The organism is Streptomyces sp. NPDC007905 (genome assembly GCF_042959345.1).
Lineage (GTDB): Bacteria > Actinomycetota > Actinomycetes > Streptomycetales > Streptomycetaceae > Streptomyces.
On sequence record NZ_JBIBKS010000046.1, the window covers coordinates 1 to 15,978 of the forward strand.

Here is a 15,978-nt window from a genome sequence, read left to right on the forward strand (position 1 = left end):
AATGATCACGGATCCCGTGTCCGCTCTATCGTCCACCCCAACCCGCAGCGTTCTCACGCCAGTTGGGCGATCCCGGGAACTTGCGCAAGCCCTGGTTGGAAGGCGATATGCACAACATCTTGAAAGGCCGGATCCCCTCCGCAGTTTCCCTTCTGGGGGCGGCGCTGTTGGTCGGTCTGGCAAGCTCCTGCTCGTCGCCGTCGGCCACGCAGGAGTACAGCGTGCCTAAAGATGTGTGCGGAACCGAAGTGACCAATGGCCTGCTGGGGCCGCTGCTGCCTGCCGGAAAGAAGATCAGCGCCCAGCCGACTTCGGCGGTTGGTGCCAAGCGCTGCCGACTACTGGTGGACGGGGAGATCGCCTTTTCCAGCAGTGTGGAGAAGTGGGCTGCGAACACCACCGCGAGCGATGTGGCTTCGTCTGCGTACGGTGTGGATCCGACGAACACAAGTGCGGACGGGGGCCGCATCATCTACTCGAAAACGGGAGCCGTCGGTCTCGTCCACTGTCCTGCGTCTGCTTCGGCGGACAGCACCTCGTGGGCCACTGTGCGGACCTCACACGAGGTGAAGGCATCGGCCATGCGCGGCTTCATCGAAGGGTATGCGGCTGCTCTGGCCAAGAGTGACACTTGTCGGACTCTGTCCGGCCGATGACGTGTGGCTACCAGCATGCGCGGAGAAGCCTGTGACTCGTGAGACGGCCCTGGTAGGCACTGTGTCCCTTGCCTTGCTGAGCGGATGCGGTGGTGGCAGTCCGGAGAGCCGGTCTCTCTGGACGCACTTCAGACGAAAGCAGTGCTGCCGGATGCCGCCTCGGTGCCCGATGGGAAACCGTCATTGAGCCGGTCGCCTACTCGCTGAAAAATGCGAAGGCGTTGGGACTCGCCCGGTGCCACAAGGAAGCGGCACAGGACTCCTGCGCGCCGGTCCGCTTCATCGGCGCTTCGGACTTTCGCCGGCAGCACGGGCCGATCGTCTCCTTCATCGTCCAGACCTACCGCGACGAGGCCACAGCGCGGTCCGCGTATGGAGTCGTCCGGTCGCCCGCTCCGTGCTGGAGCCGCTGTTGCCCGCCGGGGAGAAGCTCCGCGTTCAGCAGGCGTCCGCGGTCGGCGTTGAACGCTGTCGGCTTGTCGTCAACGGGGAGATCGCGCTTCTCCAGCAGCCTGGAGAAGCGCGGGGCCGACACGTCCGCGTGGGGCATGGCCATGTCCGACTACGGGGTGGAGCCGACCTCGCAGGGCAGTTTCCTGTGGGTCACTGTGCGGACCTCGCGCGAGGTGGACGCGTGGGCGTGCGGCGTTTCATCGAGGACTACGCCGCCGCTGTCGCGGAATAACAGTGCCCTAAGGAGCCGCTCAGCACTCCCCCGTCCGGCGTCACGCTGAACGCGTAGGCCGGCTCCGTCACCGTCCCGCCGGCGATGCCCGGGGCCCCGTAGTCGGCCGCCTTGTCTCGCGTCACCTCGACGTGCATGCAGAAGGCGGCGTCCGTGTCGTCGGCCGTGATGTCGTAAGAGGCGTCGGCCGACGTTGACGTGGCCGGGGGTGGTGCGGGTGACGTCCACGCCCGTGTCGGGGGCGTTGGGGCCACCGTGGCGGGTTATCTCGTCCTCGATCTTCAGGGCGTAGCCGTCGTCGAGGTCGGCCGGGCCCTCGCCGTAGGTGACGGTGTCCTCGAAGGCGTCCATGGCGCTTCGTACCGTGCTGGTGAGTTCGGCGTGACTCCAGGCCGCCTCGTCGGTCATCGCCAGGCTCTGGAAGCCGTAATAGATGCCGAGCACGGCCATGAACGGGAGGACGACGCGGGCGATCGTCAACGCCGAGTCGGGGACGTCCTCGCCCGAGGGGTTGAGGGATTCACGCCAGGAGGGGACGCGCTCCGCCTTCACGCACGCCGTCAGGATCAGAGCGGCGGACAGCGTGAAGAGGACTAGCGTCATCAAGATCAAGCCCTGCCCTCCAGGCCCCGTCGCCTCCGGCGGGCGTCGCGGAGAGCGATCGCGCCACCGGTTATGGCCGCCACCAGGACCGCCACGCCCACGGCCACGTACGTAGCGATGCGGGCGGTACGTTCCTGAGGGGTTTCGCCGAGGGTGAGCCTGGCGGGGGTCGGGGCCTGCACGTGGGTGAGGCCGGCGTCGGGGTGGGGGGACTCGATCGGGTGATCGTCCTCCGTCAGGGCGCGGACCGGGTCCACCACGCCCCAGCCGACCAGGCGGTCGTGGCCGTTGATGGAGCGTTCTGCCGTCTGCTCGATCTGGGCGGCCACCTCCTGAGCCGTCCACTGGGGGTGCTTGGCCTTGATCAGCGCGGCCACGCCGGCCACGTACGGTGCGGAGAAGCTCGTACCGTTGTCGGAGCAGTGGCCGCCCTTGGGCACCGTCGAGATCATGTCGACGCCCGGCGCGGCGACGCCCACCCAATCCCCGGCCTGGGAGAAGGCCGCCTTCTCGTTGTTGCGGTCGGAGGCGGCGACGGCGAGGACGCCCGGGTAGGAAGCAGGGTACGTCCGCTTGGAGTTGCCGTCGATGCCGTCGTTGCCCGCCGAGGCGACCACGACGATCTTGCGGTTCAGGGCCTCGTCGACCGCGCTCTGCAGGGCGCCGCCCGGTGCCACGGCGTTCGTCGTGTCCTGGGAGATGTTGATGACCTTGGCCCCCACCGCGATGGCGTGCCTGATCGCCTCGGCGAGCGTGGCGGACGTGCCGTGGCCCTCGGCGTCGTTCTGCTTGATCGGGATGATCGTGGCCTCGGGAGCGAGGCCGACGAAGCCGGTGCCCTTCATGGGGCGGGCCGCGATGATGCCGGCGACGCGGGTGCCGTGGCCCACCGTGTCGGTCGTGCCCTGCTTGTTGCCGCGCTCGATCGGCTGGCCCTTGCCGTCCTTGGAGGGCAGGTAGTTGGCGCCCTGGGAGGCATCGACCGCCTGGGTCAGCTGCGGGTTGGCCGTGTCGACGCCCGTGTCGATCACGGCCACCTTCACGCCCTTGCCCTTCGACTGGGTCCACAGTTCGTCGAGGTTGACGCGCTGCAACGACCAGGGCGTGCCGGTGTACTTGTGGTTCGTCTTGGAGAAGGTGCACTGGTCGGTGACCGAGTCCGCCGCGGCCACGGGAGCCGCCAGCAGGCACGCGGTGACGGCCAGCGCGGACGCCAGGCTCGTACGGGTGCGCAATGTGGATCGCATCGGCGTACCCCTCACGACCCCTGCGGCTGGCTCGCGCCCGCCGTCGACAGCCGCGGCCCCGTCGGCAGGAACTTTGACCAGGGGGCGGGGATGGGGGTCGTCTTCACGTCGGCGTAGCCAAGGCGGGTCTGCGCCAGCTTGGCCTCCGTCTGCAGCTGCTTGCGCTGCTTGGCGGTCATGCCGATGCCCTTGTTCTCGCTGGCGCTGTCGGCGTTGGACTGCAGGGCGTACCGCAGACCGGTGTCGGTGACCAGGAAGACCGAGCCCACCTTGGTCTCCCTGCCCTGGAACTGCCGGTAGAGCTGACCGGAGCCCGGGGTGACGTACGCACTGGACGAGTCGGTGGCCAGCTCGGCTGGAAAGTCCCTGCCGGCCCACGTGGTCAGTGTGGTGTCTCCGTTGCCGGGGTCCACGTGGTGCAGGACGTTGCACACCGTGTTCCTGCTGCCGGTGGCGGTGGAGGCGTCGTTGACCGCGCTGGGCTCCTCGGTCGGCCAGTTGTACTGGGCGGCGAACGGCTTCCCCCGGCTGATGGCGCCCGCGCTGACCTCTCGGAAGTGCCCGGCCTGGCCGACCTTCACCAGGCGCGTGTCGGCCAGCAGGAGCTGGGCGACGAAGTCGGACACGGGGGCCACCCGGCCGGACAGGACCACGAAGTACTGCTCCTGGCCGTTGACCGGTGCCCGGAGGACCATGCCGACGCGGTTGGCGTCACCCAGCTCACCCGGTGCGTTCGCGGCGGCGTTCGGGACACCGTCGATCGGCGGGAACTTGATCGGGTCCCCCGGGTGCAGGGTGTCGATCCACTGACTGGTCACCTGCTGCGGCTTGCGGTCCGAGCCCACCAGGGACTCGACCAGGTGGCTGTCGGACGCGTCCACCAGGTAGGCCGTGCCCTGTGCGTCGACCACGTACTGCTTCTTGTCCGTCGCAGTGGTGACGTAGAGAAGTTCACCGCCGTGCAGCTTCTGACCGGCCTTCTCGGTCTTGTTCCGGTCACGCTCGGCCAGGACGAACGCGGCCTTCTGGATGGAGCTGCCGCTGCCGCTCGGGCGTTCGCAGACGGCCCACGTATGGTCCGCGCCGGCCTCCGACGCGGACGGCAGCCGGTCGGGGGCGTAGGGGATGCCGATGGTGACGCCGTGCGGGATCTTGCCGTTGTCGAGGATCGACTCGTCGACGGTGACGACGTCGACATCGCTTTGGCCGTTCAGGACGAGCTTGGCCGAGGCCATGTTGAGGACCGGGTGCAGCTCCGCCTTGCCGTTCGTCTTCAACACCACGTACCGGGTCGTGGACTTGCTGGCGATGATCACCTTCGTCGCCGGTGTGTCCCAGCCCTGCGGGGCCGTCGGCTTGAACATGCCCCAGGCGCCGAAGGCGGCCAGGACGACCACGCCGACGATCGCGCCGGGCAGGACGGCACGCAACGGCCGCGGTGCCCCCTCGTCGGAGGCTTCCGGTGACGACTGCACGAACGACGCGAGCATGCGGCGCTTCGCGAAGGTGTAGGCGTTGAGTTGATCCCGCCGAGATGCCATCTGTGCCCGTTTCTCCCCGTGTCTCACGCGGAGCGCGCCCGAGGGAACCGCTCCCCCGCCCTCCGTTGTCGGACCCGGCCCCTACTATGCCTGGTACGGAGCGGGTCTCGTGGAGCGGGTAGGGTACCTGGGCCCTCAAGGGCCTTGTTCAGTGGCCTGGTTCCAGCGAGTTGTGAGCAAATCGGGGGGATGGAGTGATGGCTTCCGGAACGCGGACGCGAGCGCGCGGCCGGTCGGCGGCGCGAGGCCGTGCGGCCGGGTCCGCGGCGTCGGCGCGCGGCGTCTCCGCTCAGCGCGGCGCGGCGCAGCAGTCGGTCACGCTCGGGCTGCGGCTCCGGCCGGGCCAGGCCGGTTCGTTCCGTTTGCAACGGCTGGTGCTGGTCGAGCTGGCGGCGGCGGTGCTGGTCGTCGGCTGGGCGGTCGGGATGATGGCCCTGGTGCCGGCCGCGGTGGTCGCCGTGGCGCTGGTGCTGCTGGCATTCGTACGGCGGCGGGGGCGCTCCCTGCCCGAGTGGCTGGCCACCGCACGGGAGTTGCGGGCCCGTCGGAAGCGGGCCGAGAACACCCCGATACCTCCGGGCACGGAGCCCGGGCTGGTTCCGGCGGTGGAGTGCGAGCCCGCTCTGCGGACCTACTCCCACGGGGCGCGCGACCGGCGGCCGGTCGGCATCGTCGGGGACGGCACGTTCGTCACCGCCGTGCTCCAGGTGGAGGCCGACGCGACCGCGTTGCGGGCCGAGCGGAGCCGGCAGCCGTTGCCGCTCGGGCTGGTGCGTGACGCGCTCGAGGTGGACGGGATCCGGCTGGAATCGGCGCAGATCGTGCTTCACACACAGCCGGCGCCCGCGCTGCATCTGCCCCAGCAGTCGGTGGCCGTCGCCAACTACGTGCCCTTGCAGGAGCAGACAGGTGCCCCGGCGGTGCGCATCACCTGGATCGCGCTGAAGCTCGATCCCGAGCTGTGCGCCGAGGCCGTGGCGGCACGCGGGGGCGGTTTGGCCGGGGCGCAGAAGTGTGTCGTACGGGCGGCGGACCATCTGGCGAGCCGGCTGACCGGGGCCGGGTTCCGTGCCCGGGTGCTTGACGAGGAGGAGTTGATCGCCGCGCTCGCCACCTCGGCCTGTGCCAACCCGCTGGTCACCGCCGAGACCGGGCGCAGCGAGACACGGGAGCGGCGCACGGAGGAGTCCGGGCGCAGCTGGCGCTGCGACAACCGGCGGCACACGACGTACTGGGTCAGGCGCTGGCCCCAACTGGGCGGTGACCGGGGCGAGTCGCTGCCCCAGTTCGTGGCCCGGGTGACGGCCGTACCGGCGCTGGCCACCACCTTCAGTCTCACACTCGCGCGCGGTGAGCGGCAGGAGGTGTCGCTGTGCGGGCACCTGCGGGTGACCGGCCGCAGTGACGACGAACTCGTGGCCGCACGTCGCGCGTTGGAGGGCGTGGCACGGCAGGCCGGGGCCGGTCTCGCCCGACTCGACCGCGAGCAGCTGCCCGGCATGCTGGCCACGTTGCCCCTGGGAGGTGCGCGGTGACGACCGTTCCGACGATGACGCCGGCTGCGGACACGCAAGGAGCGTCGACGGCTTCCGGGCTGCGGCGGATGGGTGGGCGGCTGCGGCACGGGCTCGGACTGATGGGCCCCCCGCACGGCCGGCACGGGCTGCCCGTGCAGCAACTGGACGCGCTCGCCCTCCCCATCGGCGACGACGGTGTGGTGGCCGGTGTGGATGCCGAGGGGCAGCCGGCCGTGCTGGGTGTCAACCGGCCCACGCCGTACGACATCGTGCTGATCGGGGGCCTGTGGACGGCCCAGGTGCTGGCCCTGCGTACGGCGGCCACGGGGGCACGGGTCGCTGTGGAGACCGGCCGGCCGCAGGCCTGGATGCAGATGGTGCACGCCATGGGCGGCGGGCAGAACGGGCTCGCCGTGTACGAGGTGGGGCGGGTGCCGCCGCAGGGCGCGTCGGCGGGTACGCCCGTGCTGGTGGTGCGGGACTGCGGTATGCGGCCGCCGCGCGGGCGCGTGGTGTCCGGCCCCTGGCAGTCCGTGCTGACCCTGCTGCCGTACCTCAGCCCGGTCGCCCCCCGGCTGCTGCGGCAGGCGCGGCTCACCGGCATCCAGCGGGTCTCGCCGGACGAGGCCGCCGAACTGGGGCGCACGATGGGGCTGTCGCGGACCGAGGTGGAGTCGCTGCCGGCGCTGCCCGACGGCGTCACGCTGTGGTGTACCGACCGTGACCGGCAATATGTGATGACCCAACCCACCGACGCCGAGATCGGATTGTTGGGTACGCCGCGCCGGATGGACTGAACTGCCCTTTCCTGTCCCATTTGTTCGCCGCTTACGCATCGCTCGTACGTGGATTGTTCATGGTTTGTTCGTGGCTTGTGCCGGTCGGCGTGAGCGGAGAGGCGGCCGGGCCTGCCGAGGTGTGCCTCGCGGTGATTAGGCTGGGAGCGGGCGCGATGCCAGAGCCCGTGGACCAGGCGTCGTCGTCCCAGGGGGAGGGCCGGTGGGCCGGACTGCCTCGAACGACTACGGACGACGTGAACGACACGACATGGTCGCCCCGGCACGGCATGAGGGTGCTCGACCACACCAGGAGGAACTGTGAGCAGCGATCGGGACGGGATCCGCGGGGGCTGGGCCACACCCGACGATGACCAGCCCGACGCGGAGTCGGCCATCGAGACCACCGGCGAGTTCACCATCGACTACGCCCCGCCCGCCTGGTACACGCAGAACGCGTCCGGGGGATCCGGCTCCGCCGGTACGGCAGCGGGTCCGGGGGGCGGTTTCGCCGGTGCGAACGGCCCCGGCACGCCCGGCGATCCGGGCGCTCCGGCTGCTTCCGGAGTTCCGCCGTTCCCAGCCGGTACACCGGTCCCCGGGCCGACTCCGCCGCCCGCCGCCCAACCGTCCGCCGCCCAGCCGTCCGGCACCCCGCCGCAGGGGACTCCGTTCACGCCTGTGCAGGGTACGGCGCCGTTCACCCCCTCGCAGGGGACCCCGTTCACCCCGCCGCCTCCGCCCGCGCCCGCGGAGGGCGCGTCCTTCGCCCCGCCCGCGCAGCCCGCGCCGCCGGTCGGGAACCCCGTTCCGATGCCGCGGCTGCCCGAGGGCTTCGAACCGCAGCGGCCGCAGCAGCTCCAGCCGGAAGGTACGCCCGTTTCCGCGGCGGCCGAACCGGAGGCCGACAACGGCGACCTGGAGAGCGGGGCGACGATGCGGTTCTCCGCCGTCGCCCTGAAGCGCGAGATGGCCGCGATCGCGGAGCGCGCCGCCGCGGTGGAGAAGCCGGGCCAGTCCGGTGGCGAAGGTTTCGCGGACGGCGCGGGCCCGGCCGACGGGGATGCCACGGGCGCCCAGGGCACGGCCGATGCCGAAGGCGGCACGGCCGAGGAGACCGGGTCCGAGACCGCACCGGAGCCTGTCGCGGCGCCGGAGGGGTCTGCCGAGGGCACCGATGACAAGTCCGAGGAGTCCGGCGACGGGGTTCCCGGGCAGGAGGGCTCGGCTGCGGATGCCGCCGCCGCTGCCGCTGCCCCTTCCGAGCCCGCCGCGGACCGGGCTCAGGGCGACGACAAGGCCGAGGGCAATGCCGCGCACGAGGCCGCTGAGACGGTCACCGCGCCGGAGGGTTCCCCCGGGGACGCTCCGTCCGGCACGCCCGTGGCACCGGATGCCGTCCCCTCGGACACGGTGGCGCAGGACGGCATGCCGGAGAACGGCACCCTGCAGACCGGCGCGCCTCAGGAAAGCGCCGCGCAGGACGGCACCCCGCAGGCCGCCGTCCCGCCCGCTCCCCCGGCTGCCCCCGCCCATGCCCCGGCCGCTCCACCCGCCTGGACCCCCCCGCCCTCGCCGCAGAGCGGGCTGCCCCCGCTGCCGCCGTCGTACCAGCCCGCCGCCCCCGCGCCGGCGGCCCAGTGGCCCGCGCAGCCCGCGCCGCAGCAGCCGGGCCCGATGCCCGGACAGCCGCAGCCGGCCGCCGCACCAGGGCCCGAGGGCGTACCCGGGCAGCCTCAACCGGCCGCCGCGCAGGGGCCCGTCGGTGTGTCCGGGCAGCAGCCGCCGTTCCAGCCGCAGGCGCCCCGGCCCGCACCCGCCGGCTGGAACCAGCCCGGCACCACGCCCGGACAGCCCCCGGCTCCCGCGCAGCAGCCTGCCTCCACCCCGCCGAGCGGCTACGGCTTCCCGCCGCCTCCGGCACCGCAACCGAACCCCGCCGGCCCCAACCCGCAGTCCGGCCACGGCTTCCCGCAGCCGGGGCAGCAGCCCGCCCCCAACCCCGCGGCCGGCTACGGCTTCCCCCCGCCCGGTGTCCCCAATCCCCCGGCTCAGCCCGGTGGTTACGGCTTCCCGCAGCCGGGGCAGCAGCCCGCCCCCAACCCCGCGGCCGGCTACGGCTTCCCCCCGCCGGGCGCCCCCAACCCCCAGGGTCATCCCGGCGGTTACGGCTTCCCGCAGCCGGGGCAGGAGGCGATGCCCCCGCAGAGCCCCGAGTCCGGACAGGCGCCGCAGCCGGCTGCCGATCCCCGGGCCGGTGCGGCATGGCCGCAGCCCATCCAGCACGACCAGCGGCAGCCGACCAACCCGGGGGCCGCACCGTTGGGTTACACCGCGGCCGTGGAGCTGTCCTCGGACCGGCTGCTCAACAACAAGAAGCAGAAGGCGAAGAGCGGCCGGCCCACCGCTGCCGCGTCCCGCTTCAAGCTGGGCGGGAAGAAGGAGGAGGCCGAGCGGCAGCGGAAGCTGGAGCTGATCCGCACGCCGGTGCTGTCCTGCTACCGGATAGCGGTCATCAGCCTCAAGGGCGGCGTCGGCAAGACGACCACGACCACCGCGCTGGGCTCCACGCTCGCCTCCGAGCGGCAGGACAAGATCCTCGCCATCGACGCGAACCCGGACGCCGGTACGCTCGGGCGGCGCGTGCGCCGGGAGACGGGGGCCACCATTCGTGACCTCGTCCAGGCGATCCCGTACCTCAACTCGTACATGGACATCCGCCGGTTCACGTCCCAGGCGTCCTCCGGCCTGGAGATCATCGCCAACGATGTCGACCCGGCCGTCTCGACCACGTTCAACGACGAGGACTACCGGCGCGCCATCGACGTGCTCGGCAGGCAGTACCCGGTCATCCTCACCGACTCGGGTACAGGCCTGCTGTACAGCGCGATGCGCGGGGTGCTCGACCTCGCCGACCAGCTCATCATCATCTCGACGCCGTCCGTCGACGGTGCGAGCAGCGCCAGTACGACGCTGGACTGGCTGTCGGCGCACGGCTACGCCGATCTCGTCTCGCGGTCGATCACCGTGATCTCCGGGGTCCGCGAGACCGGCAAGATGATCAAGGTCGAGGACATCGTGGCGCACTTCGAGACGCGCTGCCGCGGTGTGATCGTGGTGCCGTTCGACGAGCATCTGGCCGCCGGTGCCGAGGTCGACCTCGACATGATGCGGCCCAAGGTGCGGGAGGCGTACTTCAACCTCGCGGCCATGGTCGCCGAGGACTTCGTACGGCACCAGCAGGCGCATGGGCTGTGGACCAGCGACGGCAACCCGCCGCCGGTGGCCGCCCCGCCGATGCCGGGCCAGCCGATGCCGGGCCAGCCGTACCCGCAGGTCCCGGCCCAGCAGCCGTATCCCGCCCCGGGACAGCAGCCGTACCCGGCCCAGCAGGGACAGCAGCCCTACCCGCCCCAGCAGGGGCAGCCGGGTCAGCCGTACCCGGTCCAGCCGGGGCAGCAGCCCTACCCGCAGGCCGCTCCCGGCCAGCCGTACCCGCCGCAGCCCGGCTATCCGCAGCCCGGGCAGCCCCAGGCACAGCCTCCGCAGGCCCAGCCGCCGCAGGAGCCGCAAGCGCCGCAGGCGCCGCCCCAGCAGTAGGACGGCACGACGAAGGGCGGCCGGTGCTCACCGCACCGGCCGCCCTTGGGTGTCACAGCGACACCGCGGGGAGCTACGCCTCCGCCGCGACGATCTCCCGGCAGCGCTTCACGTCCTCGGCCATCTGCTCGAGCAGGGCTTCCAGCGACTCGAACTTCGCCTGGCCGCGCACATAGGCCAGGAAGTCGACGCCGACGTGCAGGCCGTACAGGTCAAGGCCGACGCGGTCGATGGCGTACGCCTCCACCGTGCGCTCGGTACCGTCGAACTGCGGGTTGGTGCCGACGGAGATCGCGGCCGGCATGACCTCGTCCTGCGCGTGCAGGTAGCCGGCGTACACGCCGTCGGCGGGGATCGCTGTGTGCGGGAGTGTCTCGACGTTGGCCGTCGGGAAGCCGAGTTCGCGGCCACGCTGGGCGCCGCGCACGACGACGCCCTCCACGCGGTGCGGGCGGCCCAGGATCTCGCGGGCGCCGGTCACGTCTCCCTCGGCGACCAGGCGCCGGGTCAGGGTCGAGGAGAACGGCTCGCCGCCGCCCGCCTCGCCGGTGACGTACAGGTCCACGACCTCCACCTCGAAGTCGTAGGTCTTGCCCTGCTCGGCGAGGAACTCCACGTTGCCGGCCGCCTTGTGGCCGAAGCGGAAGTTCGGGCCCTCGACGACCGCCTTGGCGTGCAGCTTGTCGACCAGGACCTTGACGACGAAGTCGGCGGGCGACAGCTTCGAGAACTCGGTGGTGAACGGGAGGATGAGGAGCGCGTCGACGCCCAGGTCGGCCATCAGCTCGGCTCGGCGGTGGTGCGGGGCGAGCAGGGGCGGGTGGCTGCCGGGGCGGACGACCTCGCTCGGGTGCGGGTCGAAGGTGACGACGACGGCGGGGACACCCAGCTCGCGCGCCCGGTCCACCGCGTGCCTGATGATCAGCTGGTGGCCGCGGTGGACGCCGTCGTAGGAACCGATGGTGACGACGCTGCGCCCCCAGTCCTGGGGGATGTCCTCCAAGCCACGCCAGCGCTGCACTGTGACCGCTCCTCGAACCCGTGTCCGTGTCTACCGTTGACCTCTGGTGCAGGTCTAAGGGTGCCATGCCTGGCGCCCCGGGCCCGCATCGGCATGGGGGCTGTGACCGGGCGCACGTTCACGGTGGCGGACCGGACCGATTCCCGCCCGTCCGCGCGGCGCGGAGGGCAGCTCTGACCGGCACAGGCAGACCCACCCGGCTCGCAGAGTCGGCTCGGACGGGGTCCGCGCACGCCCAGCTGCCGCAGAGGCCCAGCCCCGATCGGCACCCGCACGCCCACCCGGCGCAGAAGACCGGCTCGGCGGCACCCGCACGCCCACCCGGCGCAGAAGACCGGCTCGGCGGCACCCGCACGCCCACCCGGCACGGAGGGCCGGCTCCGACCGGCACACACACCCACCCGGCACCGAAGGCCAACTCCGACCGACACACACCCACCCGGCGGGGGAGGCCAACTCCGACACACACCCACCCGGCGGGGGAGGCAGCTCGGACCTACCGGCACACACCCACCCGGCACGGTTGCGGTTCGGCCCGTACGCGCGCCCCGTCCGGTCCCGCGGCGGCTCAGGCCGGTACTCGTACTCCCGCCAGGTTCTCGATCATGCGGTGGGCGCTGGGGCCCACCACCGCGGCCCAGTCCTGGGGGGTCTCGCTCAGCCAGCGGGCCATGCGGGCGGCGAAGCCGGGCACGTGCCGGGCCAGGGCGACCAGGCTCCGGTCGAACCGGGTCGCGCCGTCGGGGGTGCGGACGAGGAGCAGGCCCGTGCGGTGGACCAGGGCGCGCAGTTCCGTGTCCCGGCCGTCGCCGTAGGCGGCCGCCGCGTGCAGGACGGCGTCCAGGACGTCCGGGTCCCGCTCGTGGGAGAGCAGGAAGTCCAGCAGTTCGCGGCGAAGGGGGCCGGAGGCCGGCGCGCCCGGGGCGGCGAGCACGGCGGCGAGGGCCGCCCGGACCTGCTCGGGGCCGCCGTCGAGGAGGCCGGTGACCAGGGGCTGCAGGACGGAGCGGGCGGCGGGCCCCTGGTCGAGGCGGCGGTCGACGTAGGCGGCCAGCTCTCCGGCGGTGTCCGGCCGCAGCCCGACCGCCTCCCGAGCCAGGGCGGCGACCCGGCGGGCGAGCTCCGGGGTGGTGGCGTCGGCGAGCGCGCGCAGCGTCTCCCCGGCGTCCGGGCCGCCGCGCAGGCGGGCGCGGAAGGCCTCCAGGACGGGTTCGGGGTGGGTGGTCAGGGCCGGGACCAGGGCGCCGGGCGGCATCTGCGGGTCGCCGTCGGCGAAGTGGCGCACGGCCTCGGTGAGATACCGGTCCCGGGTCTGCGGATCGCGGACCAGGAGGGCGAGGGCGCCGCCGTGCAGGGTGCGGTCGGCGGGGCGGGCGAGCAGCGCGAGGGCCGCGTAGCGCAGCAGTTCCCGGTCGGCCGCCGAGCGGGCGTGCGGGGCCGCACGCAGCCCGCACGCCAGTGCCGCCGCCCGGCGCGCGGGGTGCTCGTCGTGCGCCCAGCGGTCGACGGCCCGGCAGACGGCCGAGGGCTCGTCCTCGGCGAGGACGGCGAGCAGCTCGTCGGCTCTCGGATGCCCGCTCTCCACGAGCACCTCGGTGAGGGCGTCCAGCGCACCGAGCCGGTGCGTGTGCAACAGCGCCTGCGCGGCGGTCGCCACGGTGGCGTGCGGGGTCGCGGGCAACGGCCGCTCGTCGTCGAACCACCGGATGAGATGCGGCTGCACGGCAGCCGGATCGGCGGCGAGCAGCTGGGCCACGGCGTCGAGATACCGCTCGCCGGCACCCTCACCCCGGTCACCCGTCTCCGGCGGTGCCGCGTCGGCCGTGACCAGCCGGCGCAACAGCGCGAAGCGCTCCTCGTCCGGGAGGGGCAAGTCCGTCCAGAAGGCGGGGCCGAACTCGGCCGGTACGGGCCGGTGCTCCTCGCGCCAGGCGACGACGCGGTCGGCGAGGAGGCGGAGGACCTCCGTGTACGGCGTCGCGTCCGGAACCTGGAGCAGGGTGCGGGCGAGCAGCCGGGCGGCCCACCAGGAGGTGGGGTCCAGGTTCAGGGCGTCCGTCAACTCACGCAGTTGCAGACAGAGTTGGCGGTGTCCTTGCTGGCGGCCGAGGAGGAGCAGGGCCTGGACGACCGGGCCGACACGGTGGTGCGGGACGGGGAGCGGCTGGGCTGCCCGCGGGGTGCGGGGGCAGTGGACGAGGGCGTGCAGGGCCTCGTCGAGGTCGAGGTGCATGCCCTGGATCCAGTCGGCCAGCTCCTCGTGGGCGAAGCGGTATCCGCTGCCGGCCGGAACCAGGAGGCCCTCGGTGAGAACGGCGGAGGCCCAGCCGGAGCCACCGCCGAGCCGGGCCGGGGCGGGCCCCCAGGGGAACACCACCTCGAAGGAGGCCCGGTCGAGCTCGCCCTGGCCGGGGCCGAGGCTGCGCCGGGCGGCCTCGTGCACCTGCCCGGCCACCCGGGCCGCGAGCCGTCGTACGGCTGTACCGCGCAGCCCGTTCTCGGCGGCGAGGCGGACCGCGACGCGCAGACACATCAGGTCGAGGTGGGCGGCGAAGACCTCGTGCCGGTCGACGGGCCCGGCGGGCGGTGCGTCCGGGAGAGCGGCACGGACCTCGGAGAGGAGGCGCAGGGTGAGCGGGTGCCGGGCGTCGCGGTCGGTGAGGGCGCCGTCGGGGATGCCGTGGCGGGCACGGGCCCGGCGGCCCTCGTCCTCGGTGAGGTCGGCGAGCGGCACGCACGGGGGAAGGGCACTCCCACCGCCGTCCGGCACATGGAGCAGGTCAGCCGGGAACGCGGCCCCCGCGCTCTCCCAGTACTCCTCCCGGCAGGCCACCACCAGCCGCACCCCCGTCTCGCGCAGCCACTGGGCCGTGCCCATGGTCCACTCGGGCAGCCGGTGGGCCAGGACGGGTGGCATCTCCTCGGGGCCGTCGAGCAGGAGCAGCAGCGGGCGGCGGGCCCGCCCGGCGAGGCGGGCCACCCGTTCGGGCGTGAGGTCGCCGAGGTCGGCGTGGTGCACGCGGCGGGAGGCGGCGACGATCCTGGCGGCGCGCCGCAGGGCGCGCTGGGCCGCGTCGGCCACGGAGTCGTCCGTGTCCGCCAGGTCGGCGCCGCGCAGCCACAGCGTGGGCGCGGGCCGCTCGGCCCGGCCCCGGCGGGCGGCGAGGGCCGCGAGTTCCGTCGTACGGCCGCTGCCCGGGGCGCCGACGAGGCCGAGCACGGAGTGGCCGCCGGCGGCGAAGGCGGTCAACTCGCTTGTCACCTGGGCTCGTTCCACCGGCCGCACTGGGCCCGGTCCGGCGGTCCCGAGGGTCCCGGCGTGGGCGCCCGGCGGCCCGTCCTGGCCCACCGAGGTGGCGGTCAGCTCCAGGACGCCGGCCAGGTTGAGGTCGGCGCCGTACGCGGGCACGGTGGCCGCGTTGCGGGCGAGCAGCTCGGCCAGGGGGCCGTCGGCGGGCCGCAGGGGCACCGCGAAGCCGGTGTCGCGCTGGGCGGAGTGCAGGGCGGTACCGAGGACGCCGAGCACCGCGCCGGTGGCCGCGTCCAGCACCGGTCCCCCGGCGGCACCCCCGCCGGGCCGGAGCGCGTCCTGGCCCGCTGTGCCGATGGCCAGCTCCAGGGCGTCCTCGAGGTGATGGCAGCGGTCGGTGGCGGTGTACGTCACCTGCGTTGCGGCGAGCACCCGCGCCTCGCGCCAGCAGCCGGCGGCGATCCGGACGTAGGTGCCGGCCTCGACGCGGTCCCGGACGGTCAGCGGCAGCGGCTCCACGCCCAGGCCCTCGCTGCGGACCAGGGCCAGGTCCAGCGCGGGCAGCGGCGTGACGGCGTCGGCGCCGACCACGCAGGTGCGGTCCGAGGCGGCGTGCAGGACCAGCCCGGCAAGTCCGTCCACGGCCTCGTGGCTGGTGAGGAGGGTGCCGTGGTGGTCGGCGAGGAAACCGACCCCGCGGGGGCGGCCGGCCAGGTCGTGGATGCGGACGAGGACGTCTGTGCGATCCGGGTCGCCGGCCGGGTCCGTGCCGTCCGTACGGTCCGTGAGGCCGCTGCCGTCCGCAGGCTCCGTGGGGTAGCTGCCGTCCCTTTGGCCCGTGAGGCCGCTGCCGTCCCTACGGTCCGTGGGGCCGCTGCCCTTACGGCGCTCGTCCCGGACGCGGAGGAAGACGCCCGTGCGGTTCGCGTCGCCGCCCCGTCCCGCCATGACCGTACCTCCCCGCTCTGCACACGTGCCCTCACCTTCGACGGTAGGCACGTGGTGATCAGCGGGACAGCTCGCGGGGCGAAAGCGCCCCCTTCCGCTCCCCCGCTTCACTCCGAGCGCCTGCCCGGTCGGGT

At 73.3% G+C, this 15,978-nt stretch carries 10 protein-coding genes; 4 read left to right on the forward strand and 6 right to left on the reverse strand.

What is annotated here, in order from left to right; genetic code table 11:
* Positions 1 to 80: 80 nt before the first annotated feature.
* On the forward strand, positions 81 to 656 hold the full coding sequence (locus ACFZDC_RS40330; protein WP_391331865.1) for a hypothetical protein: 576 nt from the start codon (positions 81 to 83) through the stop codon (positions 654 to 656).
* Positions 657 to 996: 340 nt separating this feature from the next.
* On the opposite strand, the gene ACFZDC_RS40335 is transcribed toward ACFZDC_RS40330, so the two are convergent.
* The 4 genes from ACFZDC_RS40335 to eccB are packed head-to-tail and all read right to left on the reverse strand — an operon-like array spanning position 997 to position 4,732.
* Complete coding sequence (locus ACFZDC_RS40335; RefSeq protein WP_391331867.1) at positions 997 to 1,212, reverse strand: hypothetical protein; 216 nt, start codon at positions 1,210 to 1,212, stop codon at positions 997 to 999.
* A 6-nt stretch (positions 1,213 to 1,218) separates the two neighbouring features.
* Positions 1,219 to 1,953: a hypothetical protein gene (locus ACFZDC_RS40340; RefSeq protein WP_391331869.1), complete on the reverse strand. Its 735-nt coding sequence runs from the start codon at positions 1,951 to 1,953 to the stop codon at positions 1,219 to 1,221.
* Positions 1,950 to 3,191, reverse strand: coding sequence for a type VII secretion-associated serine protease mycosin (mycP, locus tag ACFZDC_RS40345; RefSeq protein WP_391331871.1), 1,242 nt, complete (start codon positions 3,189 to 3,191; stop codon positions 1,950 to 1,952). Before mycP ends, ACFZDC_RS40340 begins: the two co-directional genes overlap by 4 nt.
* An 11-nt stretch (positions 3,192 to 3,202) precedes the next feature.
* Positions 3,203 to 4,732 (reverse strand): type VII secretion protein EccB, encoded by a 1,530-nt coding sequence (gene eccB, locus ACFZDC_RS40350; RefSeq protein WP_391331873.1) that lies wholly within the window; start codon positions 4,730 to 4,732, stop codon positions 3,203 to 3,205.
* Between the two features lie 197 nt (positions 4,733 to 4,929).
* Between eccB and eccE the strand changes: the two genes are divergently transcribed.
* The 3 genes from eccE to ACFZDC_RS40365 all read left to right on the forward strand — a co-directional run bounded on the left by eccE (position 4,930) and on the right by ACFZDC_RS40365 (position 10,625).
* Positions 4,930 to 6,267, forward strand: a complete 1,338-nt coding sequence (gene eccE / locus ACFZDC_RS40355; RefSeq protein ID WP_391331875.1) for a type VII secretion protein EccE — start codon at positions 4,930 to 4,932, stop codon at positions 6,265 to 6,267.
* A gap of 14 nt (positions 6,268 to 6,281) precedes the next feature.
* Positions 6,282 to 7,046, forward strand: a complete 765-nt coding sequence (locus ACFZDC_RS40360) for a hypothetical protein (RefSeq protein ID WP_391331908.1) — start codon at positions 6,282 to 6,284, stop codon at positions 7,044 to 7,046.
* 300 nt (positions 7,047 to 7,346) lie between these two features.
* Complete coding sequence (locus ACFZDC_RS40365; protein WP_391331877.1) at positions 7,347 to 10,625, forward strand: SCO5717 family growth-regulating ATPase; 3,279 nt, start codon at positions 7,347 to 7,349, stop codon at positions 10,623 to 10,625.
* Positions 10,626 to 10,698: 73 nt separating this feature from the next.
* On the opposite strand, the gene ACFZDC_RS40370 is transcribed toward ACFZDC_RS40365, so the two are convergent.
* Together ACFZDC_RS40370 and ACFZDC_RS40375 are read right to left on the reverse strand one after the other, a co-directional pair.
* Positions 10,699 to 11,646 carry a bifunctional riboflavin kinase/FAD synthetase gene (locus tag ACFZDC_RS40370; RefSeq protein ID WP_391331879.1) on the reverse strand — a complete coding sequence of 316 codons (948 nt, stop codon included), beginning with the start codon at positions 11,644 to 11,646 and terminating at the stop codon, positions 10,699 to 10,701.
* Between the two features lie 568 nt (positions 11,647 to 12,214).
* Positions 12,215 to 15,844 (reverse strand): trypsin-like peptidase domain-containing protein, encoded by a 3,630-nt coding sequence (locus tag ACFZDC_RS40375; protein WP_391331882.1) that lies wholly within the window; start codon positions 15,842 to 15,844, stop codon positions 12,215 to 12,217.
* Positions 15,845 to 15,978 lie beyond the last annotated feature (134 nt).

Coding starts and splice junctions, on each gene's coding strand:
- ACFZDC_RS40360 (WP_391331908.1), top strand. CDS start 6,282: ATGACGCCGGCTGCGGACACGCAAGGAGCGTCGACGGCTTCCGGGCTG.
- ACFZDC_RS40335 (WP_391331867.1), bottom strand. CDS start 1,212: ATGGCCATGCCCCACGCGGACGTGTCGGCCCCGCGCTTCTCCAGGCTG.
- ACFZDC_RS40375 (WP_391331882.1), bottom strand. CDS start 15,844: ATGGCGGGACGGGGCGGCGACGCGAACCGCACGGGCGTCTTCCTCCGC.
- eccB (WP_391331873.1), bottom strand. CDS start 4,732: ATGGCATCTCGGCGGGATCAACTCAACGCCTACACCTTCGCGAAGCGC.
- mycP (WP_391331871.1), bottom strand. CDS start 3,191: ATGCGATCCACATTGCGCACCCGTACGAGCCTGGCGTCCGCGCTGGCC.
- eccE (WP_391331875.1), top strand. CDS start 4,930: ATGGCTTCCGGAACGCGGACGCGAGCGCGCGGCCGGTCGGCGGCGCGA.